The organism is Mycolicibacterium duvalii, assembly GCF_010726645.1.
Lineage (GTDB): Bacteria > Actinomycetota > Actinomycetes > Mycobacteriales > Mycobacteriaceae > Mycobacterium > Mycobacterium duvalii.
The window spans coordinates 1,232,562-1,258,769 of record NZ_AP022563.1; the positions used below are offsets into that span (position 1 = coordinate 1,232,562).

A 26,208-nucleotide genomic window follows, 5' to 3' on the forward strand; every position below is an offset into this window, starting at 1 on the left:
GGAGCGAACCTTCGTGCGTGCCCTACACCACACGGCAATCGTCACCGCCGATATCGACCTGTCCAAGCGCTTCTGGTGCGACGGTCTCGGTCTGACGCAGTTTCTGGACCACACGTTCACGGGCGACTGGCCAACCCTGTTCGGAGCCGACACCGACAAGTTGCGATCGGTGTTCCTCGGCGACCCGGAATGCCCGGATGCGGGGATCGTCGAACTCGTACAGTTCATCGGCGCGTCGGACTTCTCCGGCGCCGAATCGCATACGGGACCGCCGCGCCCAGGCTTCTTCCTGGTCTCACTGGAACGCGACGTCGACCGAACGCTGCCCGCGCTGGAATCGCTGGGGTTCACCGATGGCGTCCGCCGTATCTCGATGCCTGCGCCCGGTGGGAAGAGTGTGGAGATGGCGGTGCTCACTGCCCCTGATGGTGTTCTCGTCGAACTGATCGGACCGGCTCAATGAATGCCGTTGTGGTCGGCGGCGCCTCCGGCATCGGCGCGGCGGTGGTGCGGCGCTTGCGGGCACAGGGCAGGCGCGTCGTTGTGTGGGATCTCCGTGATGCCGATGTCATCTGTGACATCAGCGATCCCGGCGCCGTCACCGAGGCCATGAGGTGGACCGTGGAGAACGTCGGATGTCCGGACAGTTTCATCACGTGCGCCGGGATCGGCGCGTCGGGGATGCTTCTCGAACAGACGCCCGAGCAGTGGAAGCGTGTACTCGATGTCAATCTGACCGGGACATGGCTGGCGATGCGTGCAGGCGCGGCCGCGATGATCGATGCGGGGGTCCACGGTTCGATCATCGCGGTATCGAGTATAAGCGGGACATTGGCCGATCGGGACATGGGTGCCTACTGCGTCTCGAAGGCCGGTCTCGACATGCTGATCCGGGTGGCGGCCGCAGAATGGGGCGTTCACGGTCTTCGGGTCAACGCGGTGGGGCCCGGTGTGACACGTACCCCCATGCTGGCCAAACCCGAACAGTTACCGGGATGGGTCGAGGGGCTCACCGAACGAACTGCGTTGGGCCGGCTCGGTGAAGCCGACGACATCGCCGAGACCATCGTCGGGTTACTCGAGATGTCCTGGGTCACTGGCCAAACGATCTTCGCCGACGGCGGGTTGGCACTGCAGAGCCCCATAGATGCCTACGGGCAGATCCAACGGCTGAAAGCGAGGACATCATGAGCTATGACTTGGTCATCCGCGGTGGCACGGTGATCGATGGCACCGGGAGGCCCGGATACCGCGGCGATGTGGCCATTACCGACGGCGTGATCACCGACGTCGGCCGCGTCGACGGACGGGGTCGCCGGGAGATCGATGCCGACGGCGCTCTGGTCACTCCGGGATTCGTCGACATCCACACCCACTACGACGGACAGGTGACCTGGGACAGTCGCCTGCAACCGTCGTCGACGCACGGAGTCACCACCGCGCTGATGGGCAACTGCGGCATGGGATTCGCGCCGGTGCGACCGACCGATCATGCGCAACTGATCGAGTTGATGGAAGGGGTCGAGGACCTGCCCGGCCCGGTGCTGCACGAAGGCCTGCCCTGGACGTGGCAGTCGTTCGAGGAATATCTCGACGCCGTCGACGGCCTGCCGCACGACATCGACATCGCCGCTCAGGTGACCCATGACCCGCTGCGACTGTTCGTGATGGGTCAGCGCGCCGCCGACCGGGAAGCTGCCACGCCAGAGGACATCGCTGAGATGGCCCGCCTGGCGGCCGCGGGAATCCGTGCGGGGGCCTTGGGGTTCAGCACCTCACGCACCGAGTGGCACAAGACGAGCCGTGGCGAGCAGACACCGTCGGTGCGCGCAGAGATCAACGAGCTTGTCGGCATCGCCAAGGCCATCGGCGAAACGGGAACGGGTGTGTTCCAGGTGGTGTCGGATCTCAAGGGCTTCGATCACGAGGTCGAGGTGATGTACGAGATGATGCGGGTCTCCGGTCGGCCATTGTCGCTGTCGGTGATGCAACACGAGCCCGGCGACGGCTACCGTCGAACGTTGCACGCCATCGAGCAGGCCAACGCCGAAGGGTTGCACATGACCGCGGTGGTGGCGCCACGCGCCATCGGGGTTCTGGTCGATTTCAAAGGCACCTACAACCCGTTCGTGTTGTCGAGGTTATTCCGCAGCGGCCCCGACCTGCGCGACCCGGGCGTCAAGCGGCGCATACTGGCGGAGATCGCTGAACGCGGGGGACTTCGCGCACCACTGGAAAGCATCTTCGAGTTGGGTGATCCGCCGAATTACGAACCACTGCCGGAAGAATCGGTGGCGGCGCGCGCGGCACGGGAGGGCAAGGACGCGGCCGAGGTGCTCTACGACATCATGCTGAATGGTCCTGCCTATATGCCGGTGTTCAACTATCACGGTGGCAACCTGGACGTGGTGCACGAAATGCTCTCCCATCCCAACGCGCTGCCCGGGCTCAGTGACGGCGGAGCCCATGTGGCCACCATCTGTGACGCCAGTTTCTCCACCACGTTGCTGACGCACTGGGGCCGTGACCGTGGCCGCGACCGGTTCGACCTGACGTGGCTGATCCAACGCCAATGCCGCGACACCGCACGCATGGTCGGTCTGACCGACCGCGGTGTGCTGGGCGCGGGCTACAAGGCCGACGTCAACGTCATCGATTTCGACAAGCTGAACGCCCGGTCGCCACGGTTGGTCTCGGATCTGCCGGCCGGCGGCCAACGGGTACTGCAGGCCGCCGATGGCTACCTGCACACGCTGGTGACAGGCGTCGAGGTGTACGTGAGCGGCGAACCCACCGGCGCGCTGCCGGGCCGCTTGGTCAGAGGCAGGCAGACGGTCTGAGTCAAGAAGCCTGAGTTTGCGATTCGGCAAAGCCATGCTTCATGAGGCCACGTTCGCGAAATCGAGTTGCAGAGCAACGCGGGGGCACCAGCACTGAAATCGTCCCTGTGACGTTCTGACGCGGGGCGGGCGGCTTCAAATTGGGGCAAGGGAGTCAGTGTGGGGTCCAGGCTTCGACGGCTGACCGGCCTAACCCCGATTTTGCGTCGGGATGGTGGTCGGGCTCGGCGCCGAGAGGCCCTGAGTGTTACGCGGCTCAAGCCTGCGTGAACAGGGGCTGCATCACCTACATAACGTCACAGTGACGTATTAGACGGTTCACGCTGAACCCCGACGGCGCGGGCTGTCCGCCGCTGTCAGGTAGTTCTGGACTGTCGATCGTCCTGTCCGGCGCTGTCCGATAGTCATGGAATCAGACTCAGCGCCATGTCCACGCCGGCCGAAGATCCGCAGGCGAGAAATCGGACAGCTACCAGGTTTTCCCGGATTACTCCCAACTAGTTCCGGATCGGACAGTCAGGTGCGAGGCCTATCACCCCTGATGCAACTCGCATTGATTATTTACCGATAAGCGACATTATGTCAAGTAATCTATGCCGTTCTGCGCTGCCGCCCAACGGTTTTCATTTACCGGGCAAGGCCGAGAAAAGCCATCATTGCCCGCTCGACCTCGACGACTTGCTCCGCCGTCAGCCGGCCGACCCGTGCGTGGACGTTCGACCTTCTCACGGTGGTGAGCTTATCGATCATCACGTCGCTGTCGTGGTCAAGTCCGGATAGTCGACCATCTCTGCCGGCTATCCGAATGCGCATCAGCGGCGCATCCAACAGCGCGCTGGTCATCGGCGCAACAGTCACCGAGCGCGTGGCATCAAAGAGGTCATCCTGAACGATCACTGCCGGACGCGGCTTCCCCGCGTAGACGCCCCCCGCTACGGTCCAAATTTCCCCTCGGTTCACTCCTCATCCCACGGTGTCGAGATCGCCTCGACGAACTCTTGGTCGTCGCCGCTCTCGTCCGCTCCTGCCACCAACGAAGCCTGGCGATGAGCCTCGGCCGCAAAAGTCTCGGTTCGCACATCGGGCACCCAGACCTGCAGAGGCCGGAGGCCACGCTCCCGCATCCGTCGTCGGTACTCGCCAACCCTTTCCCTCACTGCCATGCCACAATGTTACATGTAACGCGCGGTCTCGGGAGTCAATGCTCTGGCCTGCCAGGCCAGCAAACAAATATTCACAGGACAGCTCTCGCCATGAGCGGAGTTGCCCGGCTCTCAGCGACACTGCAGCGACACGACACGTCGGCCGGACGCACCCGGCGGCGCCGGGTCGCATCGGCGTCGCGTCGGGCAGCCCGCTTCAATTCCCACGGCGGGCCCGACGGGCACCACGTTGTGTCGCTGCCCTGTCGCTATGAGGCGGGCCTTCGAGACACACATTTTGGCGGGACGCGTCGACCGGAAGCGTCAGGCGGCGCCCGGTGCAGAAGGAATGCGGTTGGTTACCAGTGACGCATCGCGCGGTCGTCGGGCAAAATCAAGCCATGCGAAATCTTTTAGTCCGTTCGACCATCGGCATTGCTGCCGTCGCTCCCCTTACCGCCCTGTCGCTGGTGGGCGCCGGGTTAGGTTCGGCACAACCCCTGAACTGCACCAACGGACAGTTCTGGGATCCGATCACCAACACCTGCCAGACCCCGCGTCCGGCGGACATCTGTGCGCCGGGTGAGTATTGGAACGCCCTGTCCAATGTCTGCCGGCCCTTGGGTCAGCTTTAGCCTGCTGCCGCAGGTCCTTGTCGCGACCCTTTCCCTCGGGCGTTACCCGCCCGCCTGTACCGTGGCGCCGTGGTCGTTTCTCGTGTGCCTTCGATTCTGGTCGGCGTCTGTGCCGCCTCGCTCGCCATCACGCTGACCGCGTGCGGCTCCGACAGCGACACCGCGTCACCGGCCACCACGACCTCGCCCACCATGAGCGAGGTGTTCATGCCCTCGCTGACCGACACCGCACCACCCCAGGCCAGCCCGTGCCCGAGCGCGCCGCCGGACGGCGGCGGCACTCCTGAGTGGACGCTGACCGGGGCCACCGGCAGCATCGCGGTCACCGGGCCAACCGAGACGACTGCTCCCCTGGTGGACGTGCAGGCACCGTTCAGCGTGACCGAGACGCAAGTGCACACCTTGCAGGCCGGTGACGGACCGGTGGTCGCAGACACCGCGACGGTTCTGGTCTGCTATCAGGGTGTCAACGGCCGCGACGGATCCGTCTTCGACAGCAGCTACCAAACCGGTGCACCGGTGGACTTCCCGCTCGACGGCGTCATCACCGGCTTCCAGAAGGCCATCGCGGGACAGAACGTCGGTTCGACGGTCGCCGTCGCGATGTCTCCCGCCGACGGCTACCCGCAGGGTCAGCCCGCCGCGGGAATTCAGCCGGGCGACTCATTGATCTTCGCCATCAAGATTCTCGACGCCGCGAGCTGAGTACCGACGGCGGCAGTCGTTACCCAACTCGTGTTCGACTTCGCTCAATGAGACGACTCGGCCGCGGTTGCCGCGTCCTGCAACTCGTGCAGGGCGGCGCGGATGTGGTCGGCGACGTCGTGGATGTCGGCCATCACCTCCCAGTCGCCGATCATGCAGAACCCGAGTTTGCCGTTGTACGAGAGAATCCCGAACCCGAGGGTGTGCCCCTGCGGTGTCGGAGCGATCGGCAGGAAACTGAGCATTTCGCGCCCCAGCATGTGCAGCGGGAACTGGGGTCCTGGCACGTTGGTGACGATGAGGTTGAACAACCGGGTCGAGAAGTTCAGGCGCGCCGCTTGCGCCAACAACATCGGCGGCGCGAATTGCTGTGCGCCCAGGTAGATTTCGACACCGAGAACTTGTTTTGAGCTCTTCAGGTCGGCCATTGCCGCACTGACGCAGCGCAGCCGCTCCACCGGGCTCGCCACGCCGACCGGCAGCGGCGCGCGCATCGCGGCGATCCTGTTGCCGACGGCGTGACGCTCCGCATCGGCCCGGACCGACTTCGGCACCATCGCCTGCAACGTCACGTCGTCGACCGGATAGCCCCGGTCGAGCATCCAGCTCCGCAGACCGCCCGCGACCGTCGCGACCACCACGTCGTTGAGCGTTCCGCCGAGCGCATTCTTGACGCGTTTGACCTCCGACAAGTCGATCTCGAACCAGGTCACCCGCCGGTGCGGGCCGTGCGCGACGTTGAACGGCGACGGCGGGGCGGTGTCGAGCACGGCGCCGAGAAAATCCCGAAGGCCCTGCAGGTACTCGCCGGCGGCCTGCACTGCCTGCCGGGGATGAGGGAGCGCACGCAACGCGCGCTTGGCGACGGACCACTGACCCTCGAGAAGGTCCCGCACTTCCGCGACGGCCAGTTGGACGTCGCTCGGCTCCGCGGCGGGCTCCCATTCCGCGGTGCCGTCCCGGGTGCCGTCGTCTTCGACCGGGTCCAGCAGCAGAGTGGCGACGTCGACACCGGCGATTCCGTCCACGAGCGCATGATGGGTCTTGGCGATCAGCGCAAACCGATCGTCTTCCAGCCCGGTCACGTACCACAGCTCCCACAGCGGCTTGGTGCGGTCGAGGCGCTGCGAACAGATCCGCCCGACCAGGGTTTCCAGTTGCGCCGTGCCTCCCGGTGCCGGGAGCGCAGTGTGGCGAAGGTGGTAGTGGATGTTGAAGTTGGGGTCGTCGACCCACAGCGGGCGGCCCAGTCGTAGCGGAGAGTCGGCCAACTTCTGGCGGTAGCGCGGAACACGGGCGAGGCGCGCCTGGATGCGCTCCACGACGTCGTCGTACGGCGGTGGCGGCCCCTCGAAGATGAGGACGCCCGCAACGTGCATGTGCCCGCCGTGATTCTCCAGCGTGAGGAATGAGTTGTCGGTGACGTTCAGACGGGCGGCAGACGTTGCCATCACTTCATAGTAGGCAGACGTGGGGCGCGATCAGGAATGTGCTTGTAGGCGCCGGCATCGCGCACACTGGGACGCGCATCCGACGGCAATGGAGGAACGGTGCCGGAAATGGGCCCTGTGGCCGAGTTCGATTTCATCATCGTGGGGGCAGGCAGTGCGGGCTGTCTGCTCGCCAATCGGCTCAGTGCCAACCCTGATCATCGAGTGCTCCTGATCGAGGCGGGCGGCAAAGACGACTGGTTCTGGATCAAGGTGCCGGTCGGCTATCTCTTCACGATTGCCAACCCCCGCACCGACTGGGGCTTCACCACAGAGGCCGACCCGGGTCTGGCCGGACGCAGCATCCTCTACGCGCGAGGACGCGTGATCGGCGGCTGCTCGTCGATCAACGCCATGATCCACATGCGCGGGCAGGCCAGCGATTACGAGCTCTGGGCGCAAGCGACCGGCGACGAGCGATGGCTCTGGGGTGGCCCGGACGGCCCGGGCCAGACGCTGAAGATCTATAAGGAGCTGGAAGATTACTTCGGCGGCGCCGACGACTGGCATGGCGCCGACGGTGAAATACGGGTCGAGCGGCCGCGGGTGCGCTGGAAAATTCTGGACGCCTGGCAGGCTGCCGCGGCTCAGTCGGGCATCGCCCCGATCGAGGAGTTCAACCGGGGCGACAACTCCGGCAGTGCCTATTTCCATGTCAACCAACGGCGCGGTCGGCGCTGGTCGATGGCCGATGCGTTCCTGCACCCGGTCACCCACCGCGCCAATCTCACCGTCTACGCGAAGACCCAGGCGCTCCGGTTGCTGATCGACGATCAGGTCCACGACGGTCAGCGTCGCGGTGCCTGGACCACCGCGCAGCACCGCGTCACCGGTGTGCGGTTGCTGAAGGACGGCCGAACCGTCGACGTGCGAGCCCGCCGGGAGGTGATCCTGAGCGCCGGGGCCATCGGCTCGCCGCATCTCATGCAGGTCTCGGGCTTGGGCCCGGCGGGGCTGCTGCGCCGGCATCAGGTGCCGATCGCGGTCGATCTGCCCGGGGTCGGTGAGAACCTCCAGGATCATCTACAGCTTCGGATGGTCTACCGCGTCCGGGGCGCGCGAACGGTCAACACGTTGTACCGGAACTGGATCACCCGCGCGGGCATGGGAATTCAGTACCTGCTGCTGCGGTCAGGCCCCCTGACGATGCCGCCGTCCACGCTGGGGGCTTTCGCCAGGAGCGACCCCGCCCTGGCCAGCCCTGATCTGGAATGGCATGTGCAGCCCTTGTCTCTGCCGAAGTTCGGCGACCCGCTGCATCCCTTCGGTGCCATCACTCCGTCGGTCTGCAATCTGCGACCCACGTCGCGTGGCCATGTGCGACTGGCCGCTGCGGATCCGCTGACCGATCCGAAGATCCTCTGCAACTACCTGTCTACCGATGCCGATCGCGACGTAGCGGTGCGCGGCCTGCGCATGACCAGAAAGATCATGGCGGCGCCGGCCCTGGCCCGCTACTGCCCGGAAGAGTTGCTTCCCGGCTCGAAACTGGTCACCGATGACGACCTGCAGACAGCGGCACGCGAACTGGGAACCACCATCTTCCACCCGGTGGGCACGTGCGCGATGGGAGCCTTCGACACCCGCGGTCTGCCGCGGTCGGCTGCCACCGTCGTCGACACCGACTGCCGGGTGTTCCGCGTCGCCGGCCTTCGCGTGGTTGATGCCTCGGCGATGCCCGCCATCACGTCCGGGAACACCAACGCGCCGGTCATGCTGATCGCCGAGCGCGCGGCGCGGGCGATCCTGGAATGAGGAGCCCAGGGCCGCAGCCCGGATTCGAAAGGCCCTTCGACGAAGGCCATTAGACCATCGTCCGCGCAGACGGCGTCGGCAGACGATGGGGCGCCCTTCGAGACCGCGATGGGAGTCAGCAGTGACAACACCCCACGTCCGGGCGACAGCCGAGGCCGGTGCGAGTCCCGGGTTGCCGAAGGCGCCCACCAGAATCCGAGGACTCGACCAGATCACCCGCGGCGGTCTCCCCCGCGGCCGAACCACCCTCGTCACCGGTGCGACCGGAACCGGCAAGACACTGCTGGCCCTGCAGTTCCTCGTCGCCGGCGCGCGCGAATACGCCGAACCCGGCGTCCTGCTCACGTTCGAGGAATCCGCGGACAAGGTCAGCGCCAACGTCGCCTCCCTGGGCTTCGACATCGAGGGTTTGCAGCACGACCGACTCCTCGTCGCCGACGCGTTCCGGGTGGACCCCACGGAATTCGGCGAGGCAGGCGAGTTCGCTCTGGAGCCGCTTTTCATCCTGCTCGCCGACTCGATCGACCGGATCGGCGCCAAGCGCGTCGTCCTCGACACCATCGAAGTGCTCTTCGGAGCGTTCGCGGAGCAGTCGATCGTGCGGGCGGAATTGCACCGCCTGTTCACCTGGCTCGAGGAGCGGAAGGTGACCGCGATCGTGACCGGCGAGCACCACGACGGGCTCACCCGCCACGGGATCGAGGAATACGTGTCCGACTGCGTGATCGTGCTGGACCAGCGGGTGCACGAGGAGGTCGCCACCCGCATCCTCCGGATCGTCAAGTACCGCGGATCGGCGCACGAGACCAACGAGTACCCGTTCCTGATCTCGGATCGCGGCGTCACCGTGGTGCCCAGCACGTCGGTCCGTCTCGACTACAGCGTCTCGCAGGAGCGCGTCTCGACGGGCGTGCCACGTCTCAATCACATGCTCGCGCCGAACAAGTCCGGCTGGCACTGGTGGCGGCGCTGCAGAACCGGAGGTCCCACTGATCGCATGACTGCCACTGGTCTGACCACTTGACCTCTGCGCTCCTGTGCGCGATGCTGGCGGCATGGCTCTCCGCCCGGTGAACCGTCGCTCGGTGCCCGAAGACGTCTTCGACCAGATCGTCGCCGATGTCCTCAGCGGCGAGATGGCGCCCGGCGAGGCGCTGCCGAGTGAGCGGCGGCTCGCCGAGGTGCTCGGGGTGTCGCGACCGGCCATCCGGGAGGCGCTCAAGCGGCTGGCCGCGGCGGGGCTCGTCGAGGTCCGTCAGGGTGATGCCACCACGGTGCGTGACTTCCGGCGCACCGCAGGGCTCGACCTGCTCCCCCGGCTGCTGGTGCGCGAGGGCGAGCTCGATCTCGCCGTCGTGCGCAGCATCCTCGAGACCCGGTTGCACAACGGACCCAAGGTCGCCGAGCTCGCGGCGCAGCGTCAGGGTCCCGAGCTCGCCGGTGCGTTGACGACCGCCGTCGACGCTCTCGAATCGGAATCCGATCCCGTTGCCGCACAACGGCACGCGCTGGACTTCTGGGATCACGTCGTCGACGGAGCGGACTCTATCGCATTCCGGCTGATGTTCAACACGCTGCGCGCCACCTACGAGCCGGTCCTGCCCGCCCTGGCCACGATGATGGCTACCGAGGTCGACAATGTGCACGCCTATCGGGCGCTCACCGACGCGGTTGTCGCGGGCGACCCCGCCGCGGCCCGGGATGCCGCCCACCGCCTCCTCGAGCCCGCGACCACCGCCCTGTTGGATGCCCTGCACGCTCTGGAGGAACGCTGATGACCGCCACGCATACCCGACCCACCCGTAAACCGTTGACGCTGATCGAGGCAGGACGGGAATTCTGGCGTCATCCGTCGCCTTGGATGATCCTGGCGACCCTCGTCGTGGCGGCGGGTGCGCGAATCACGCTGGGCGACTGGCAGATCACCGACGCCATGGTGCCGGTGGTGATGCTCGCGGCGTTTCCGTTCTTCGAGTGGCTGGTGCACGTGTGCATCCTGCACTGGCGGCCACGGCAGATCGGCGCGCTGCGCATCGACCCGCTGCTGGCACGAAAGCACCGGGAACACCATGTCGAACCCCGCGACATCGGGTTGATCTTCATCCCCTGGCAAGCGCTGCTGTGGGTGCTACCGGTGGCGCTCGCCATCGCGTTGCTGGTGTTCCCGAGGACCGCGCTCGGCCTGACGTTCCTGACCTTCCTGACAGTGCTGGGCCTGTGCTACGAGTGGTGCCATTACCTGATCCACACCGATTACAAACCGAAGACTGTTGTCTACCGCGCCGTTTGGCGCAATCACCGTCAGCACCATTTCAAGAACGAACACTTTTGGTTCACCGTCACCAGTGCCGGCACAGCCGACCGGGTGTTGGGTACCTGTCCCGACCCGGCATCGGTGGAGTCATCACCGACGGTGAAGAACCTGCACGGACAGGCCTAGAACGCCGGTGCGGGTAGCAGCCGTCCAACTGGAAGCGGTCGTCGGTGACGTGTCGGCCAATCTGGCCGCATGTGAAGAACTGGCCGACCAAGCGGGTCAAGCGGGAGCGCAGATCATCGCGCTGCCTGAGTTCTTCTCCACGGGGATCGGTTTCGTCGACGCGCTGAAGGACGCCGCTCTGCCTCCAGACGGGGCGGCTACCGAGTTGCTCCTGACCCTGGCCCGTCGGCACCGGGCGCTGGTCGGCGGTTCCTTTCTGTGCCGTGACGGCGATGGGCACGTGCGCAACGCCTACCTGACGGTTGGACCACAGGGGCTGCTGGGACGGCACGACAAAGACCTGCCCACCATGTGGGAGAACGCTTTCTACACAGGTGGGCACGACGACGGCGTCCTCTCCACCGACGATTTCGACGTCGGTGCCGCGGTCTGCTGGGAGCTGATGCGCACCCGCACCGTCACGCGTCTGCGCTCGCGTGTGGATCTCCTCATGACGGGCTCGGGCTGGTGGTCGGTGCCGCGGTGGCATCCTCACTCGGTCTTCGACCGCTGGGAAGGTCGCAACGCCGCCACGGCGAGAGCCGTCGCGCCGATGTTGGCCAAGTATGTCGGCGCACCGATTCTGCACGCGGCGCACTCCGGCGTACTGACGTGTCCGATGCCGTGGCTGCCGATCACGTATCGAGGCCACTTCGAGGGCTCGACGCTGATCGCCGATGCCCGCGGAAATGTGGTCGCCGAACGCCGGGGACGCGAAGGTCCCGGCGTGGTTGTCGGCGAGATCGAGATCGGCCGGGTGTCGCCGCTACTCGAACCGCCCCAACGGTATTGGCTGCACCGGCGTGGGCCGCTGCCGGCGGCCGCCTGGACCTATCAGCGGTGGCACGGGCAGCGCTGGTACCGCCGCCACGTGGTGCGGGCGTGACAGCGGCACCCGACGAAATCAGTTGATTCCGGCGCTGGGACCTGATGGGGTTGCGGCCATGGTGGAAGTCCGTGAGATCGCACCCGGCCGAACGCTGGACGGCGCAGACGCCCTGCTCGCGTTGCGGCCGCGCTGGCAGACCCCCGCGGCACTGGTCGCCTTCGTCGATTCCCAGCTGCGCCCGTCGGGCTATCGGATGGTCGGGGCATTCGAGGACGATGCGACGTCAGCGTCATCGGTGCTGGGGTTCCGGGAAACGCGCTGCACCGCGTGGGGTCATTACGTGTACGTCGACGACCTGAGTACCGTCCCGGCTGCTCGTGGTCGCGGCCATGCCGATGCCCTGCTGCGGTGGGTCGTCAGCGAGGCCAGACGCCTGGGCGGTGAGGCGGTCCACCTCGACTCGGGAGTCGGCGCCCACCGTGCGGCAGCGCACCGCCTCTACATGCGCCACCACTTCGAGATCACCTCGCACCACTTCTCCGTCGAACTCGAGCGGTAGCGTGGCGACGGTGAACCGGCTCTCTCGGTCGATCACCCGACGCACCCTGCTGACCGGTGCACTCCTGGCTCCCGCGGCCGCAGCGATGCCGTCGTGCGCAGCCGGGCTGATCACGTCGCGCCCGCGGCTGACCCACGGCGTCGCCACCGGTGACCCGCGCAGCGACGGCGTGCTGGTGTGGGCCCGCTCGGACTCCCCCGCCCGCATGGTCGTCGAAACCTCCGCCACGGAGTCGTTCTCGCACCCACTCCGGTTCGACGGCCCCACCCTGACCCCGGAGACCGACGGCACGGGGCGATTGCGGCTGACGGGCTTGGAGCCGGGACAGACCGTGCACTACCGGGTCACGCTGGAAGGCGAGCACGGCGCGACCTCCGAACCGATGCTCGGCGTGTTCGTCACCGCACCCGATCGGCCCAACGACATCACGTTTCTCTGGTCGGGTGACGTCGCCGGTCAAGGCTGGGGCATCAATCGGCGCGGCGGGATGGCGATATTCGCGGCGATGGCCGACCGCCGACCGGACTTTTTCATCCACTCCGGCGATGCGATCTACGCCGACGGCCCGATACCGGAGACCAAAAGGCAGAACGACGGCACGATCTACCGGAACATCACTGCCCCGGCCAAGGACCACGTCGCGCAGACCGTCGACGACTTCCGCGGCAACTACGCCTACAACCTGACCGACGAGCACTACCGTCGCTTCAACGCGTCGGTCCCCCAACTGGTGCAGTGGGACGACCATGAGGTGATCAACAACTGGTTCCCGGGCCAGTCAATGGCCCGAAACCGTCGCAAGGGTTACACGGAAACCGAAGTCGACACGCTCGCCCGGCACGGATACCAGGCGTGGAGGGAGTGGCAGCCCGTCGATCCATCAGAGGCAGCCGACGGCCGCCTGTACCGCAGGATCGCCTACGGCCCGCTGCTCGACGTCTTCCTCCTGGACATGCGCTCCTACAAGAACCCGAATTCACAGGCCTGGGCGCCCGCCGATGACCACGGTGTGCTGGGCCGAGAACAGACGGAGTGGCTGATCGAGGGCCTGAAGAACTCGACTGCCGTCTGGAAAGTCGTCGCCAACGATCTGCCGATCAGCATCGTGGTGCCCGACACGGCCACCGACCCGGCTTATGGGCCCGCGTCGATGGAAGCGCTCGCGCAGGGCGAAGACGGGCGACCGCTCGGCCGTGAAATCGCCTTCGCCCGTGTACTTTCCGACACGAAGGAGGTCGGCAACGTGGTGTTCCTGACCGCCGACGTACACTACACCGCGGCGATTTCCTACCATCCGGAACGAGCCGGCTTCACGGACTTCTCCCCGTTCTGGGAGTTCGTGTCCGGCCCGCTCAACGCGACAGCAGCCCCGCCGAGTCCGCTGGATCGCACCTTCGGTGCCCGCTACGAGTTCGTGCACGCGCCGGCCGATCCGAACACGTCCCCGGCGCAGGGATTCCAGCATTTCGGCGAGGTCACGATCGATGCGGAATCCCGGGCGCTGACGGTCAGACTCTGCGACCGATCAGGAAGAACCCTGTACACGAGAGAAATAGCGCCTCAGTAGGTCGCAGCCTCGGCCGTCGTCAACTCGGTCAGGCCGCTGACCGCGAACGTGGTCATCAACAGCGGATGAGCGATCACCTTGCCGATCCGGTCGCACAACGAGAACAACACGTTGATGCCACCGCTGTCGACGTACTCGACCCCGCTGAGGTCGACGGTGATCGGCTCCGAGGAGTTCTCGGCAGCGTCGCGAAGGGTCGTCCGGAAAGAATCGACATTGCTGAGATCGACCTCGCCGGAAGCGATCACGATGACCGCACCGTCCTCACTTCGCGTGGTGTCGACGGAGAGCGACGTTGGCATCAGCCGACCCTCGCGGACAATTCGACTCTGGTTCCTTCGGTGTCGTGCTCGATGACGACCTCGTGCATCAGCGCGCGCATGAGCGTGATCCCGCGCCCGCGGTTGAGCTCAGGATTGTGGCGTGGCTCTTTCCACGAGCCGGTGTCGGCGATCGTCAGCTGCACACCCTCGGCAGAGACGGTGGCCCGCACGCTGACCAGTCCGTCGGGTGTGTGCCGATGACCGTGTTCGATGGCGTTGGCGACGGCCTCTCCGGCGGCGACCAGTACGTCGGTTGCAGCCGTCGGCTCCACGCCGGCCCGGCGAAGCCAGCCCCGCAGCGCCGCCCGGGTCGGGGCGAGGTTGTCGGCGTCGGCAACGAACTCCAATTCCAGTGGCGCGGGCTGGCGGTACAACAGCAGAACCACGTCGTCCTGATACCCACCCTCTGGCGCCAGACCCGACATCGTTTGATCGGCCAGCGTTTCCAGTCCTGAATCGCGGTGACCCTGGACGTAATCGGCGGCTCGCCCGATCCCCTGTTCCAACGCGATGTGCCGGCGCTCCACGAGCCCGTCGGTGTAGAGCATCAGGGTGGCCCGAGCCGGAATCGTCACCCGCGCTTCGGGTCGCGACCAGTCGACCCGGATGCCCAGGGCGATCGTGTGCCCCTCATCGAGGGTCTCGACGGTGCCGTCGGAATGCACCAGCACCGGTGGCGGGTGGCCGGCACTGGAATACACCAGCTCGCCGGTCTCGGTGTCGAGCACCGCGCACACCGCGGTCGTGCACTGTGCGCCGGGTAGCCGCGCCGCGAAGTGGTCCAGTCCCACCAGCGCAGCGCCCGGGCTGGGGTTGGCGAACAGCAGTGCCCGACACGCGCTGCGCACCTGGCCCATCACCGTCGCGGCCGCCAGCCCGTGGCCCACGCAGTCGCCGACGATCAACGCCACCCGACCGTCCTCGAGATCGACGACGTCATACCAGTCTCCGCCGACCTGCAGCGGCTTGCTCGCCGCCTGATAGCGCACCGCGAAACCGTGGGGCAGATCCGCCGGGCCCAGGATCGCGTGTTGTAGCGCCAGTGCCGTTTCACGCTGCTGGTCCACCTGGTGGACTCGCTGCAGCCCCTGGCTCAGCCGACCCGCCAGCACCGTGAGCAGCGTCTGATCCTCGAGGGTGAACGGCCGGTCCTCGGCCAGGTCCATCCAGACCACCAGCACGCCCTCCGGGTGCTGAACCGCGATGCCGGCCGCACCGGGTGTCGACGTGCAGGGCGCGAGAAGTTCACCGTCGCGCAGAGCCACCAGCGCGTCGCGGGTGTCGACCGGCAGGTCGTTCCATTCGGCGGCCTGGCCGACCGCGACGATCTTCGGCGGCGTCGGTGAGGGCGCGCCGTGCGTGGCGAACGTGACGGCCAGGACGCGGCGGGCCCGCCACAGCCGGCGAAGCTGCTGCGCCGCCGCCACGAGTGCATCCTCCACCGTATTCGCCTGTGCGAGTTCCTGGTTGAGTGCGTGCTCGCGTCCGGCGGCCAGTGCCAACGCGATGGCCGCGTGCCGGGCGAAGTCGCTGACCAGCTCGAGATAGGCCTCGTCGAAGCGCGGTTGGTGCATCCGCCGGGCCACCGCGATCACGCCGAGCATCCTGTCGTCGGCGATCAACGGCATCACGATCGCCGAACGCTCCCCGACGTCGGTGAAGCCCTCGATCGGGTACTGGAACGACTCGGTGATCAGCGGCTGGCCGCGGCGGGCGACACCGCCGGTGGTCGAGCCGTCCATCGGAACCTCGCGACCGATCACCTGCGCCGAATAGCGGCCGGCTGTCGCCGCGACGACGAGAGCGGTGACGTCGTCGGCGGGCACCTCGGTATCCCGCGGCACGAGCAGGATGGCCTGCTCGGCGTCCGCCAACTCCAGGGCCCGGTTGACGATCAGTTGCAGCGGCCGCATTTGCGGGTCGCCCGACAGCAACGCCGTGGTGATCTCGCGGCTGGCCTTCGTCCACTTCGCTGCTTCGCGCTCGCGCTCGAACAGGCGCGCGTTGTCGATTGCGGCGGCCGCGGCGGTGGCCAGCGCGCGCACCGCGCCCTCCTGCGCGTCGGTGAACACCCGGCCCGGCCGGTCGTCGGCGAGGTAGAGGGTGCCGAAGTCGGCGCCCCGCACCACGATGGGCACCCCGAGGAATGCTCGCATCGGCGGATCGTGGGCCGGTAGATCATGGGTCAGCTGTCGGCCCAGCGGCAGCTCGCCGAGCTGGCGGGCGGTGTCATCGTCGAGGCCCGCGCCGACGAACGACACGTAGCTGCCGTCGGATCCCCGCACCGCGAGCGCGGCGTAGCGGGCGGCGCTGAGATCGCGGGCTGCCTCGACCACGCGGTGCAGCGTCACGTCGAAATCGAGCTCGGACCCGATGGCGATGATGGCCCGGACGAGTCGTTCCATCTGTTCCCGAGCTGCGACCAGTTCGTCGAGCTGTTCGTGCAGTTGGCTCGGTACGTCGTGGCGGCTCTCCCAGGTGAACGGGTCACCCGGTCCGATGTCCATGACGACCAACCTACTGCGTGGTGCCCGGCCGCTGCCGTAACCGGGGCGCGGCTTGGTGCCGGCATCATCGACCCCGCGGGCGTGTGAGGGACACTGGAGGGGTGCCGGACAGCGACGTGCCGCCGGGGTTGCGCGAGCGGAAGAAGATCCAGACTCGTCTGGCGATCCGTCGTGCCGCGTTCGCCCTGTTCGCCGAGCAGGGCTACGCGAACACCACCGTCGAGCAGATCGCCGAGGCCGCCGAGGTGTCCCCGCGCACCTTCTACCGCTATTTCGGTGTCAAAGAAGCCGTGCTGATCACCGACGACAAGGTCGAACCGATCATCACCGCGTTCGCCGAGGCGCCGCCCGATCTGCCGTTTGTCGCCGCCTATCGGTACGCCGTGGCGCAGGTCTACGGCGGGTTGTCTGAGGAGGAGCGGGAGGACGTCCTGTCCGGTGAGCAGTTGATGTACAGCATTCCCGAGGCCCGCGGCCTGCTCTATACCGATTACGTGCAGCTCATCGACCAGATCGCCGACGCGCTGCAGCGCCGCGGAGAGAAGTTCGGCGACGACTTCGAGCGGCGGGTCGTCGCTGGCGCGATCACCGGCGTGCTGATCGCCGCCGCGCATGGGAACCCGCTGCCGGACCAGTCGCTGGACCGGGCGCTGGCCATCTTGGAGTCCCGGTTGTCCTGATGGCGGAGTCGACGCGAGTGGACCGATGGCTGTGGGCCGTGCGGCTGACCAAGACGCGGCCCGACGCGGCCGCGGCGTGCCGCGGCGGACACGTGCGGGTCAACGGCGGCGTCGCCAAGCCGTCGACGCCCGTGGTGACCGGTGACGAGGTGCGGGCGCGGCTGGGTGATCACACCCGCATCGTCGAGGTGCTGAGCCCGATCCCCAAACGCGTCGGGGCGTCGGTCGCGGTGAGCTGTTACCGCGACCGCACCCCTGCGGTCCCGCGGACCGCCGCAGTGCCGGTGGCGGTCCGCGACCGCGGCGCCGGCAGGCCGACGAAGCGGGACCGGCGCGCACTCGAGAAGTGGCTCGCGTCAGGCCGGTGACGCGGCCTTCTTTCCGTTCGGATTGAAGCTGTAGTTGGCGATCGCGACGGACAACCCCGTTCCGATCGGACCGTGGGCGTCGCACAGCGTCGCGCTGCCAGTGGCCACGCCGTCGGCGCTGTAATGTGTCAGCGCCGCGAGACCGATGTACGGTCCGCGCGGCAGCCGGCTCAGCGCCAGGGTGTAGTCGGCGTTGATGAACGCCAGCCCCGTCGTGCCGAAATTGGTCAGCGAGCTCGTCACATCCACCGCCATCGCCGCCCGGATGAACGGGGTCAGCTCCTCGCCGTCGACCAGATCGCGGACCTCGCGCAGCCAGGCGTAGCGGGGACCGTCGTACTGCCACGGAATAGCCCCGTCGGCAAGGGAATCCGCGCCCAGGGCGGAGATGAACATCGGTGCGGAGTCGTCGAACTCCGCCGGCTCGTCGGGCATCGGCGGCATGTCGATCGGGGTGCTCCAGAACTGGCCGTCGGGCTGCGGGCTGCGGCGCAGGCACAGCGCCGTGGCGCGCGCGACGAGCTCGCCGTCCTGGGTCATCGCCGCGTCGATCGAGCGCATCCGCCGGCCCGACCGGGTCACGGTCGCGCTCACCTGCAGCGGCTCGGTGGCGACCCGCCGCAGAATCTCGACGGTGAACCGGGCCGGATGCAACTCGCGGTCGTCGATCTGGCGCTCCACTGCGCGGGCGAGCAGTCCACCGACGACCTGACCGCCCAGCGTGGGCCCCCAGCCACCGTGAGCGACCGTGTTGGGCATCAGGCCGTCGCCCTGCGGCACGACGAAGGGAGTCAGGCGGCGAGCAGTCATGCGCGACAGCTTACTGAAGTGCTTACGGTAACTGTTTCGCCGCGGGGACGGGCTATCCGCCGAGCTCGGTCACCGCGGTTTCGAGTGCGTTCGCCTGGGCGCTCAGTTCCGCGTCACTCGGTGCTGTCGCGCCGCTCATCTGATCGAGCAGCGCCGCGCGGGAGATGATCTCCAGCGCCCCGCGGTTGGCGTCGGTGTCCGCGCCGCCGGCGGTGATGATCTTCGTGCGGCCCTCGACGAGCACGAGCGTCGCGTCGGGGCCGGCGTCGAGCAGGCGGCGCAAGTCCTGAATCGAAATCGTCATGCCTTGGTTATGCCCGGTCTCGGCGGTCTCACACCGTCCTGATCCCAACTCGACCAGGTGTAGCGGGCCTCATGCTCGTCGGCACTGCCGAGCATGAACGCGCGGTGGTAGCGCGTCGGGCGGGCGATGGTGGCCAACCACGTCGCCACGGTGCTGACCCGGTTGCTCAACCCGGTCAGGAACGCGATGTGGATGAACCCCCAGGCCAGCCAGCCCAGGACGCCGGCCACTTTGATCGGCCCCACCTGCAGCAACGCCCTGCGGCGGCTGATGTAGGCCGCCGAACCGAGGTCCCGGTAGCGGTACGGCTTGCGGCGGCGCCCCGTCACGTCGCGGCGGATACAGGCCGCGGCGTGCATTCCGCCCTGCATCGCGTTCTCGGCGACACCGGGCAATTTGTCGCGGCCGGCCAGGTCGCCGATGACGAAGATCTCCGGATGACCGGGTACCGACAGATCCGGTTCCACCGTGATCCGCCCGGCCTTGTCCGACTTCGCGTCGAGTGCCTCGGCGACGTGCCGGGCGAATGGCACGGCTTCCACGCCCGCGGTCCACAACACGGTCCGGGTGGCGTAGTCCTGGCTCGGGGCGCCCGACTTCGGGGTGACGGTGAGGCCGTCCTGTCGCACGTCGGTGACGTGGACGCCGAGGTGCAGCTCGACGCCGAGCTCGGTCAGCGCGGCAGCGGCTTTGTCCGACAGGTCCGGGGCGAACGTCTTGAGCACCCGCGTTCCTCCGTCGAAGAGCAGCACGCGGGCCTCTTCGGGTTCGATGCTGTGGAACTCGTTGGCCAGGGTCCGCGTCGCCATCTCCCTGATCTGACCTGCCACCTCGACGCCGGTCGGACCCCCGCCGGCGACGGCGAAGGTCAGCCAGCTGTCCCGCTCGGGCCCGGGCGGCAGCGTCTCGGCGATCTCGAACGCGGTGAACAGGCGTTGCCGGATGTTCATGGCATCGTCGAGTGTCTTCATCCCGGGCGCCCACCGGGCGAACTGCTCGTTGCCCATGTAGGACTGCTGCATACCCGCCGCGATCACCAGCACGTCGTAGTCGACCGTGAACGAGGTCTCGTCGGGTCGCAGCGCGGTCACGCGGCGCTCGACCGGGTCGAGGTGGACGGCCTCACCGAGCAGCGTCCGCACGTTGGCCTGGCGGGCGAACTGCTCACGCAGCGGTCGGCTGATGTGGCCGATGCTCAGCGTGCCGGTCGCGCACTGGTAGAGCAACGGCTGGAACAGGTGCCCCGCAGCCCGGTCGAGCAGGGTCACGTCCACGGCGGGGTGGTCGAGGCGGCGGGCGCAGAACAAGCCGCCGAAGCCCCCGCCGATGATCAGCACGCGAGTCCGCTCCATACCGGGGAGGTTAGCCGGGCGGGGTAACGCCGAATCGTCACATGACGAACTAAAGGGTGCGAACGAACCAGCTCGACGCGATCGGCGTCACCAATCCCCGACAGGGCGCGGCTGCCCAGCCGTGCCGGAAGAGGACACACGATGAAACGAATGCATGGATTACGGCGGCTGTGGGCCGGGCTGGCCGCAGCGCTGCTGCTACCCGGCCTCGTCGCGGTCGCGGGCGGGACGGCCACCGCAAGCGCGTACTCGCGGCCGGGACTTCCGGTCGAGACGCTGATGGTGCCGTCCGCTGCGATGGGACGCGACATCCCGGTGAAGTTCCAGGGCGGCGGCCCCAAGGCCGTGTACCTGCTCGACGGGTTGCGGGCCCGCGACGACAACAGCGGGTGGGACATCGAGACCGCGGCCTTCGAGAACTACTTCGAATCCGGTCTGTCGGTGGTCATGCCGGTCGGCGGCATGTCGAGCTTCTACACCAACTGGCAGGGCCCGGCCGTCGGCAACGGGCAGACCTACAACTATCAGTGGGAGACGTTCCTGACCTCTGAGCTGCCGGCCTACCTGGCAGCCAACAAGGGTGTCTCGCCCACCGGCAACGCGGTGGTCGGATTGTCGATGTCGGGCAGCTCGGCGCTGATCCTGGCCGCCTACCATCCTGGCCAGTTCCGCTATGCCGGGTCGCTGTCCGGGTATCTGAACCTCTCGGAGGGCATCTGGCCCACGCTCGTCGGATTCGCGATGCGCGACGCCGGCGGCTTCAGCGCCACCGCCATGTGGGGGCCCGGCGGCGGTCCGGCGTGGAAGCGCAACGATCCGACGGTCAACGCGGGCAAGCTCGTCGCCAACGGCACCCGGATCTGGGTGTACTGCGGCACCGGACGGCCCGGTGAGCTCGGCGGCGGAGGCGACATCCCCGGTCAGCTGCTGGAGGCCATCACGCTGAACAGCAACAAGGAATTCCAGCAGCAGTATCAGGCGGCCGGCGGCAGCAACGGGGTGTTCAACTTCCCGACCAACGGCACGCACGGGTGGGGGTATTGGGCGTCGCAGCTCAACGCGATGAAGGGCGACATCCAGCGCACCCTGGGCGTTTAGGGCAAGGGCACGGCGGCCTGCCAGCGGGCGCGACGCGCAGCGTCGCTCTGTTCCCACCATGGCGGGTCGCCGCGCTCACCCAGAGCCACTTTGGCGGCGTGGACACCGGCGCGCGCTCGCTTCTCCGCGGCCGTACCCCGGGTGCGGCGCACTTCCCGGCGCCAGGCCATCAGCGCACGGGTCAACTCGTCGCGACGCTGTTCGGGGATGGCGGGGTCGGTGGCACGCCAGCGTCGGCCGTTGATCACGACGTGACGGCCGTCGGGTGTCGTGTCGACCATCACGCCCCCACCCTGCGACCCCGAAGGTGACCCGGGAGCGAGAAAGGCCACCGCAGGCTCATCGCCTGCGGTGGCCCTGCGACTCGGGGATCAGAACGTCGGGACGAACACACCGTTGAGCCAGACACCCCAATGGTTCCAGCCCTCGTCCCAGACCTGCGGATTGCCCGCAGCCCAGACCGGGTCAACCGGCTTCGGCGGGGCCCAGGCCGGCGGCGTACCGGTGTTCGGGCCGGCCGGCGGGGCCGGAGGCGGAGGCGGCGGGGCCCAGTTGGCGGGCTGCGCCGGCTGCCACTGCATCGGCTCCTGCGCCGGCTGCCAGCCGGCCGGCTGTGCGGGCGCGGGCTGACCGTGCATGGGCTGCTGGTCGGCGGTCGACGGCTGGCCGGGCATCGGCGGCCAGGGCTCGGGCTGCGCTCCGGCGGTGGCGGCGACGCCGACGGCGCCGGCGGCCAGACCGCCGGTGACCGCGGCGCTGGCGAGGATCTTGGCGAACTTCATCGGTCATAACTCCTATCCCGGGCTCGTCGGAGCCCGTGTTCAGTGAGTACGGGGGTCTGATATCCCTCTCGACGGACAGGTAAACGCCCAGCCCAGAGCGATCGGCGGGATGTGGCGCAGACCACAACAGGGCGATGGCGTTGACTGGTGCCCGTGAGCGATCGACTGCGCGCCGAGTTGCGACGCGCATTGGACGACGGCGGCGCCGGCGCCGCCGCTGCGCGCGTCGCGCTGGGCGACGGACCGCTCCCCCAACGGCTGGAGGCCGGGATCCGCGCGCTGGCGGAGCGGCGCGGCCCCGGCAGCAGCACCTGTCCGTCCGACGCCGCCCGCGCGGTGGGCGGAGAGCGCTGGCGTGACCTGCTGGACTGCGCCCGCGACATCGCCCGCAGACTGGCCCAGCGCGGTGAAGTGCAGATCACCCAGCGGGGCGTGGTGCTCGATCCGCACGGCGCCTGGCGAGGCCCCGTCCGGATCAGGACGACGCGGTCGGACCGGTGAGCGACATCGACGCGCACCGCTGGAACCGGCGCTACGCCGACCGGGGGCCGGTCCAGCTCAGCGAGGCCGCCCTGCCGGCCCCGTTCGCGGAGTTCGCCGACGCGTTCCCGTCCACCGGTCTGGCGTTGGACCTGGCGTGCGGGCGGGGCGGCGCGGCGGTGTGGCTGGCCAGGCGCGGGATGATGGTGCAGGGTTACGACGTGTCCGCGGTGGCCGTCGGGCAGGCGCGGAACCTGGCGGGACTGGCCGGGTGCGCCGAACGCTGCCGCTTCGACGTCGCAGATCTGGACGCCGGTTTCCCCCCGGGGCCGTGCGTCGACGTCCTCGTCGCCGGCCTGTTCCGCGACGCCCGCCTCGACGCCGAGATGATCTCCCGGGTGGCGCCCGCCGGACTGCTCGCAGTCAGCGCGCTCAGTGAGGTCGGGGCCGCGCCGGGTCGCTTCCGTGCCGCGCCCGGCGAGCTCACTCGGGCGTTCGCGGCGCTGGACCTCCTGGGTTGCGGCGAATCCAGCGGCGTGGCCTGGCTGATCGCCCGGAAACCGGCCCTTGCGAAGATCGACCGGTGCAAGACATCCCGCTGACCGTCGGCGCGCTGCTGACCCGCGCCGTCGCCACCCGACCTGACCACACCTACGTCGTCAGCCCGGCCGACCGCCTGACCTACGCCGAGGCCGGGAGCCGGTCGGCCGAACATGCGCGCTGGCTGCTGGCGCGCGGAGTCGGCAAGGGCACCCGCGTGGGCCTGTTCTTCCCCAACGGCCCGGAGTGGGTCAGCTGGTGGCTGGCGGTCTCGCGGATCGGCGCCATCGCCGTCCCGTTGAGCACCCACTACCGCGCGGCCGAGCTCGCCAAGGTGGTCCGGCTCGCCGACGTCGCACTGCTCGTCGCACCGGGGCGCGTGCTGACCATCGATGTCGCGGCGCTGTTCGAGCAGGCCTGGCCTGACCTGACGGATCAGCGCGACCCGCAGGTGATGCTCACGGACGCTCCGTTCCTGCGCCGGATTGCGATCACCGGGTCCGCCCGCCCTTCCTGGGCCGACACGCCGGGTGACGAGTTCGTCGGCGAGGCCCTGCTCGCGCGAGCCGAAACCGAGGTGACCGCAGCCGATCTGGCCCTCATGGTGCACACCTCGGGTTCGACCGCGGACCCCAAGGGCGTGCTGCACACCCACGGCACCCTGGTTCGGCAGACGTCGACCTGGCCGGCCGCGGTCCGCGCGGTCACCGGATCCGACGCTGCGCCGATCATCCTGTGCGCGATGCCGTTCTTCTGGATCGGCGGCGTGCTCGCGGTCACCGGCGCCCTGCACGAGCAGGTCACCCTGGTGGTGCTGCCGCGACTGGATCCCGGTGTCGCACTGGAGCTCATCGAGACCGAGCGGGCCACCGGCGTGGTGGGGTGGCCGGCATTCACCCAACGGCTGCGCGAACACCCCGACTTCGCCGACCGGGATCTGTCGTCGGCGCCGATGCTGCGGGACGGGCCGCTCGACATCGCGATGACCGATGTGCCCGACGGCTTTCCGGTGCACCGGACGATGTCGGAGACCGCGGGCGGGTTCGGTTACACCGAGATCGCGATCGTCGACGAGGCCGGTGCCGCGGTCGGCGACGACACCGTCGGCGAACTCTGGGTCCGCGGGATCGGGGTGATGGCCGGCTACAACAAACGCGAACGCTGCGACACGTTCGACGCCGACGGCTGGTACCACACCGGTGACCGGGTGTACCGCAAGGCCGGTGATCCGCGGTTGTTCTACGTCGGACGCAGCACCGACCTGATCAAGACTTCCGGGGCGAACGTCTCACCGCTGGAGGTCGAGGCCGTGATCGAGGGTTTCGACGACGTGGCCCAGTGTGTGGTGGTCGGGATCGATCACCCCGCGCGCGGTGAGGAGGTGTGCGCGGTGCTGGTGCCGGCCGGTGCGGACCTCGACACCGATTCGGTGGCGCAGCGCACCGCGGCGCTGCTGTCGTCCTACAAGGTGCCGACCCGCTGGGTCACCGCGACCAGCGACCGGCTGCCCACCCTGGCCAGTGGCAAGCTCGACCGGAAAGCTCTGCGCGCCTTGGTGGCCGACGGGGCGCTGCGGTGACGACGACAGGAGGATTGCGTGTCTGAGAGTGTGACCTTCCCGAGCAGTTCGGGTCCGATGCTGGCCGGCACCGTCGACGTCCCGGACGGTGCGGTGCGCGGATGGGGTGTGTTCGCCCACGGATTCACCCTCAGCAAGGACTCCCCCGCCGCCAGTCGGATCTGCAAGCAGCTGGCCGCCGAAGGCATCGGCATGTTGCGCTTCGACAATCTGGGCCTCGGTGACTCCGAGGGTGACTGGGGCGACGGCTCGTTCTCCCACAAGGTCGCCGACACCGTGCGCGCTGTGCAGTACATGAACGAATCCGGCCGCGAGGTCCGGCTGCTGGTCGGTCACTCCTTCGGCGGCTCCGCGGCGATCGCCGCCGCGCACGAATGCCCGTCGGTGACCGCAGTGGTCAGCATCGGCGCGCCGAGCCAGCCCGCACACGTGGAGCACTCCTATGACGCGTTGGTCGAGCGGATCGAAAAGGAAGGGGAAGCCCCGTTTTTCATCGGTGGCAAGGCGCTGACGCTCAAGCGTCACTTCATCGAAGACGTTCGCGCCGTCGATCTGCAGGATCTCATCGCCACGCTGCGCCGGGCGCTGCTGGTGATGCACTCACCGACCGACAACACCGTCGGCATCGACAACGCCAGCGAGATCTTCCAGGCGGCGCGCCATCCCCGCAGCTTCGTCTCACTCGAGGGCGCCGACCATCTCCTCACCGAGAAGAACCAGGCAGCGCGCGCGGCACGGATCATCAGCGCGTGGGCCGACCCCTATCTGTGACGGAGCCCCCGGTCAGCCCTCGCCGTCGCCCTGGCCTCCGACCTCGGCGGGCAGCGGTGGGGGCAGGGGCGTCGTGGACGTCGGTGTCGCGGTCGGCTTCGACGTCGACTCACCTGTCGGCTCGGGAGTCGTGGCGGTTCCTGTCCCGGCGCGGTGGAAGTCGAGCATCGGCTCGTCGCGAATCACCGTCTGTCCGGCGCTGACCACCAGCGACTTCGACGAGACCAGATACTCGATGCCGTCGCGTTCGGCGACGTACGCGCCGTCGTCGGTCCGGGACGCATCGGTGATGAGGCGGGCGCCGTCGCGCACCCGCACGCCGCGGTAGGTGAGGTCGCCGTCGGGCGACGCACAGATCGCGACCCGCGAACTCTCGGTGTACCCGAACACGACGGCGGTGCTGGGGGCTGCGCACCGGGCGGTCGAGTCGATGTAGCCGCGGCTGTCCGAAGCGGGGGCACTGCCCGCCGTCGGGGCGGTCAGCAGCCCGGCGCAGGCGGCGGCCGCGGCCGCGACGGCCAGACGCCGGAGCGCGGGACGGGTGATCGAGTACGCAGACATCACCATCCACCAGACCACGACCGGAGCGAACTGGCCAATGCGGACCGCCGAT

29 protein-coding genes are annotated in these 26,208 nt (G+C 68.2%); 18 read left to right on the forward strand and 11 right to left on the reverse strand.

The genetic code is table 11. The features are described from left to right. Positions 1–13: 13 nt before the first annotated feature. Genes G6N31_RS05665 through G6N31_RS05675 form a run of 3 tightly spaced genes read left to right on the forward strand, consistent with a single transcriptional unit; the run spans position 14 to position 2,840 of the window. The gene (locus G6N31_RS05665; RefSeq protein ID WP_098002637.1) at positions 14–463 is read left to right on the forward strand and encodes a VOC family protein; all 450 of its coding nucleotides are present in this window, start codon (positions 14–16) and stop codon (positions 461–463) included. Continuing rightward, on the forward strand, positions 460–1,191 hold the full coding sequence (locus G6N31_RS05670) for an SDR family NAD(P)-dependent oxidoreductase (protein ID WP_098002638.1): 732 nt from the start codon (positions 460–462) through the stop codon (positions 1,189–1,191). Before G6N31_RS05665 ends, G6N31_RS05670 begins: the two co-directional genes overlap by 4 nt. Continuing rightward, a complete protein-coding gene (locus G6N31_RS05675) occupies positions 1,188–2,840 on the forward strand; it encodes an N-acyl-D-amino-acid deacylase family protein (protein ID WP_098002639.1) in 1,653 nt (550 codons plus the stop codon). The genes G6N31_RS05670 and G6N31_RS05675 overlap by 4 nt, the downstream gene beginning before the upstream one ends. Before the next feature lie 627 nt (positions 2,841–3,467). On the opposite strand, the gene G6N31_RS05680 is transcribed toward G6N31_RS05675, so the two are convergent. Then, positions 3,468–3,800: a type II toxin-antitoxin system PemK/MazF family toxin gene (locus G6N31_RS05680; protein ID WP_098002640.1), complete on the reverse strand. Its 333-nt coding sequence runs from the start codon at positions 3,798–3,800 to the stop codon at positions 3,468–3,470. Then, a complete protein-coding gene (locus tag G6N31_RS05685; RefSeq protein WP_098002641.1) occupies positions 3,797–4,003 on the reverse strand; it encodes an antitoxin MazE-like protein in 207 nt (68 codons plus the stop codon). The genes G6N31_RS05680 and G6N31_RS05685 overlap by 4 nt, the downstream gene beginning before the upstream one ends. Before the next feature lie 683 nt (positions 4,004–4,686). Here G6N31_RS05685 and G6N31_RS05690 point away from each other — a divergent pair. Further along, the gene (locus G6N31_RS05690; RefSeq protein WP_234815232.1) at positions 4,687–5,322 is read left to right on the forward strand and encodes an FKBP-type peptidyl-prolyl cis-trans isomerase; all 636 of its coding nucleotides are present in this window, start codon (positions 4,687–4,689) and stop codon (positions 5,320–5,322) included. Positions 5,323–5,366: 44 nt separating this feature from the next. On the opposite strand, the gene G6N31_RS05695 is transcribed toward G6N31_RS05690, so the two are convergent. Then, entirely contained in the window at positions 5,367–6,773 is a 1,407-nt protein-coding gene (locus G6N31_RS05695; RefSeq protein WP_098002643.1) for a WS/DGAT/MGAT family O-acyltransferase, read from the reverse strand. Between the two features lie 108 nt (positions 6,774–6,881). Here G6N31_RS05695 and G6N31_RS05700 point away from each other — a divergent pair, with 108 nt between their 5' ends. The 7 genes from G6N31_RS05700 to G6N31_RS05730 all read left to right on the forward strand — a co-directional run bounded on the left by G6N31_RS05700 (position 6,882) and on the right by G6N31_RS05730 (position 14,001). Beyond that, on the forward strand, positions 6,882–8,567 hold the full coding sequence (locus tag G6N31_RS05700; protein WP_163722053.1) for a GMC family oxidoreductase: 1,686 nt from the start codon (positions 6,882–6,884) through the stop codon (positions 8,565–8,567). Between the two features lie 121 nt (positions 8,568–8,688). Then, entirely contained in the window at positions 8,689–9,591 is a 903-nt protein-coding gene (locus G6N31_RS05705) for an ATPase domain-containing protein (RefSeq protein ID WP_197747155.1), read from the forward strand. Positions 9,592–9,622: 31 nt separating this feature from the next. After that, entirely contained in the window at positions 9,623–10,342 is a 720-nt protein-coding gene (locus tag G6N31_RS05710; RefSeq protein WP_098002646.1) for a FadR/GntR family transcriptional regulator, read from the forward strand. Next, positions 10,342–11,007: a sterol desaturase family protein gene (locus G6N31_RS05715; RefSeq protein ID WP_098002647.1), complete on the forward strand. Its 666-nt coding sequence runs from the start codon at positions 10,342–10,344 to the stop codon at positions 11,005–11,007. Before G6N31_RS05710 ends, G6N31_RS05715 begins: the two co-directional genes overlap by 1 nt. Positions 11,008–11,014: 7 nt before the next feature. Then, entirely contained in the window at positions 11,015–11,932 is a 918-nt protein-coding gene (locus G6N31_RS05720; protein ID WP_098002648.1) for a carbon-nitrogen hydrolase family protein, read from the forward strand. A 58-nt stretch (positions 11,933–11,990) separates the two neighbouring features. After that, positions 11,991–12,434, forward strand: a complete 444-nt coding sequence (locus tag G6N31_RS27315) for a GNAT family N-acetyltransferase (RefSeq protein ID WP_133117666.1) — start codon at positions 11,991–11,993, stop codon at positions 12,432–12,434. An 85-nt stretch (positions 12,435–12,519) separates the two neighbouring features. Continuing rightward, a complete protein-coding gene (locus tag G6N31_RS05730) occupies positions 12,520–14,001 on the forward strand; it encodes an alkaline phosphatase D family protein (protein WP_234815238.1) in 1,482 nt (493 codons plus the stop codon). Here the strand turns inward: G6N31_RS05730 and G6N31_RS05735 are convergent. Further along, a complete protein-coding gene (locus G6N31_RS05735) occupies positions 13,995–14,303 on the reverse strand; it encodes an STAS domain-containing protein (protein WP_098002649.1) in 309 nt (102 codons plus the stop codon). The two genes, G6N31_RS05730 and G6N31_RS05735, sit on opposite strands and share 7 nt — an antisense overlap. Beyond that, complete coding sequence (locus G6N31_RS05740) at positions 14,303–16,831, reverse strand: SpoIIE family protein phosphatase (RefSeq protein ID WP_098002650.1); 2,529 nt, start codon at positions 16,829–16,831, stop codon at positions 14,303–14,305. The genes G6N31_RS05735 and G6N31_RS05740 overlap by 1 nt, the downstream gene beginning before the upstream one ends. A gap of 101 nt (positions 16,832–16,932) precedes the next feature. Between G6N31_RS05740 and G6N31_RS05745 the strand changes: the two genes are divergently transcribed. Together G6N31_RS05745 and G6N31_RS05750 are read left to right on the forward strand one after the other, a co-directional pair. After that, positions 16,933–17,511 (forward strand): TetR/AcrR family transcriptional regulator, encoded by a 579-nt coding sequence (locus G6N31_RS05745; RefSeq protein WP_098002651.1) that lies wholly within the window; start codon positions 16,933–16,935, stop codon positions 17,509–17,511. Then, complete coding sequence (locus G6N31_RS05750) at positions 17,511–17,879, forward strand: Hsp15 family ribosome-associated heat shock protein (RefSeq protein WP_163722057.1); 369 nt, start codon at positions 17,511–17,513, stop codon at positions 17,877–17,879. The genes G6N31_RS05745 and G6N31_RS05750 overlap by 1 nt, the downstream gene beginning before the upstream one ends. Here the strand turns inward: G6N31_RS05750 and G6N31_RS05755 are convergent. From G6N31_RS05755 to G6N31_RS05765, 3 genes are read right to left on the reverse strand one after another with little or no spacing between them, the layout of a single operon-like run. Then, positions 17,868–18,689 carry a thioesterase family protein gene (locus G6N31_RS05755; RefSeq protein WP_098002653.1) on the reverse strand — a complete coding sequence of 274 codons (822 nt, stop codon included), beginning with the start codon at positions 18,687–18,689 and terminating at the stop codon, positions 17,868–17,870. The two genes, G6N31_RS05750 and G6N31_RS05755, sit on opposite strands and share 12 nt — an antisense overlap. 52 nt (positions 18,690–18,741) lie before the next feature. Beyond that, entirely contained in the window at positions 18,742–18,993 is a 252-nt protein-coding gene (locus G6N31_RS05760) for a hypothetical protein (protein WP_098002654.1), read from the reverse strand. Beyond that, complete coding sequence (locus G6N31_RS05765; protein ID WP_098002655.1) at positions 18,990–20,345, reverse strand: NAD(P)/FAD-dependent oxidoreductase; 1,356 nt, start codon at positions 20,343–20,345, stop codon at positions 18,990–18,992. Before G6N31_RS05765 ends, G6N31_RS05760 begins: the two co-directional genes overlap by 4 nt. Positions 20,346–20,486: 141 nt before the next feature. Here G6N31_RS05765 and G6N31_RS05770 point away from each other — a divergent pair, with 141 nt between their 5' ends. Further along, entirely contained in the window at positions 20,487–21,443 is a 957-nt protein-coding gene (locus G6N31_RS05770) for an esterase family protein (RefSeq protein ID WP_098002656.1), read from the forward strand. On the opposite strand, the gene G6N31_RS05775 is transcribed toward G6N31_RS05770, so the two are convergent. Further along, positions 21,440–21,724, reverse strand: coding sequence for a hypothetical protein (locus tag G6N31_RS05775; RefSeq protein WP_098002657.1), 285 nt, complete (start codon positions 21,722–21,724; stop codon positions 21,440–21,442). The two genes, G6N31_RS05770 and G6N31_RS05775, sit on opposite strands and share 4 nt — an antisense overlap. Positions 21,725–21,814: 90 nt before the next feature. Beyond that, positions 21,815–22,225, reverse strand: a complete 411-nt coding sequence (locus tag G6N31_RS27320; protein ID WP_234815233.1) for a hypothetical protein — start codon at positions 22,223–22,225, stop codon at positions 21,815–21,817. A gap of 153 nt (positions 22,226–22,378) precedes the next feature. On the opposite strand from G6N31_RS27320, the gene G6N31_RS05785 reads away from it, so the two are divergent. Genes G6N31_RS05785 through G6N31_RS05800 form a run of 4 tightly spaced genes read left to right on the forward strand, consistent with a single transcriptional unit; the run spans position 22,379 to position 25,595 of the window. Continuing rightward, entirely contained in the window at positions 22,379–22,726 is a 348-nt protein-coding gene (locus G6N31_RS05785) for a DUF3253 domain-containing protein (RefSeq protein ID WP_098002701.1), read from the forward strand. Beyond that, positions 22,723–23,307, forward strand: coding sequence for a class I SAM-dependent methyltransferase (locus G6N31_RS05790; protein ID WP_098002658.1), 585 nt, complete (start codon positions 22,723–22,725; stop codon positions 23,305–23,307). The genes G6N31_RS05785 and G6N31_RS05790 overlap by 4 nt, the downstream gene beginning before the upstream one ends. After that, on the forward strand, positions 23,289–24,824 hold the full coding sequence (locus G6N31_RS05795; RefSeq protein WP_098002659.1) for a class I adenylate-forming enzyme family protein: 1,536 nt from the start codon (positions 23,289–23,291) through the stop codon (positions 24,822–24,824). Before G6N31_RS05790 ends, G6N31_RS05795 begins: the two co-directional genes overlap by 19 nt. Positions 24,825–24,842: 18 nt before the next feature. Beyond that, positions 24,843–25,595 carry an alpha/beta hydrolase family protein gene (locus G6N31_RS05800; RefSeq protein WP_098002660.1) on the forward strand — a complete coding sequence of 251 codons (753 nt, stop codon included), beginning with the start codon at positions 24,843–24,845 and terminating at the stop codon, positions 25,593–25,595. Positions 25,596–25,607: 12 nt separating this feature from the next. Here the strand turns inward: G6N31_RS05800 and G6N31_RS05805 are convergent, their stop codons facing one another. Then, positions 25,608–26,156 carry a hypothetical protein gene (locus G6N31_RS05805; protein ID WP_098002702.1) on the reverse strand — a complete coding sequence of 183 codons (549 nt, stop codon included), beginning with the start codon at positions 26,154–26,156 and terminating at the stop codon, positions 25,608–25,610. Positions 26,157–26,208 lie beyond the last annotated feature (52 nt).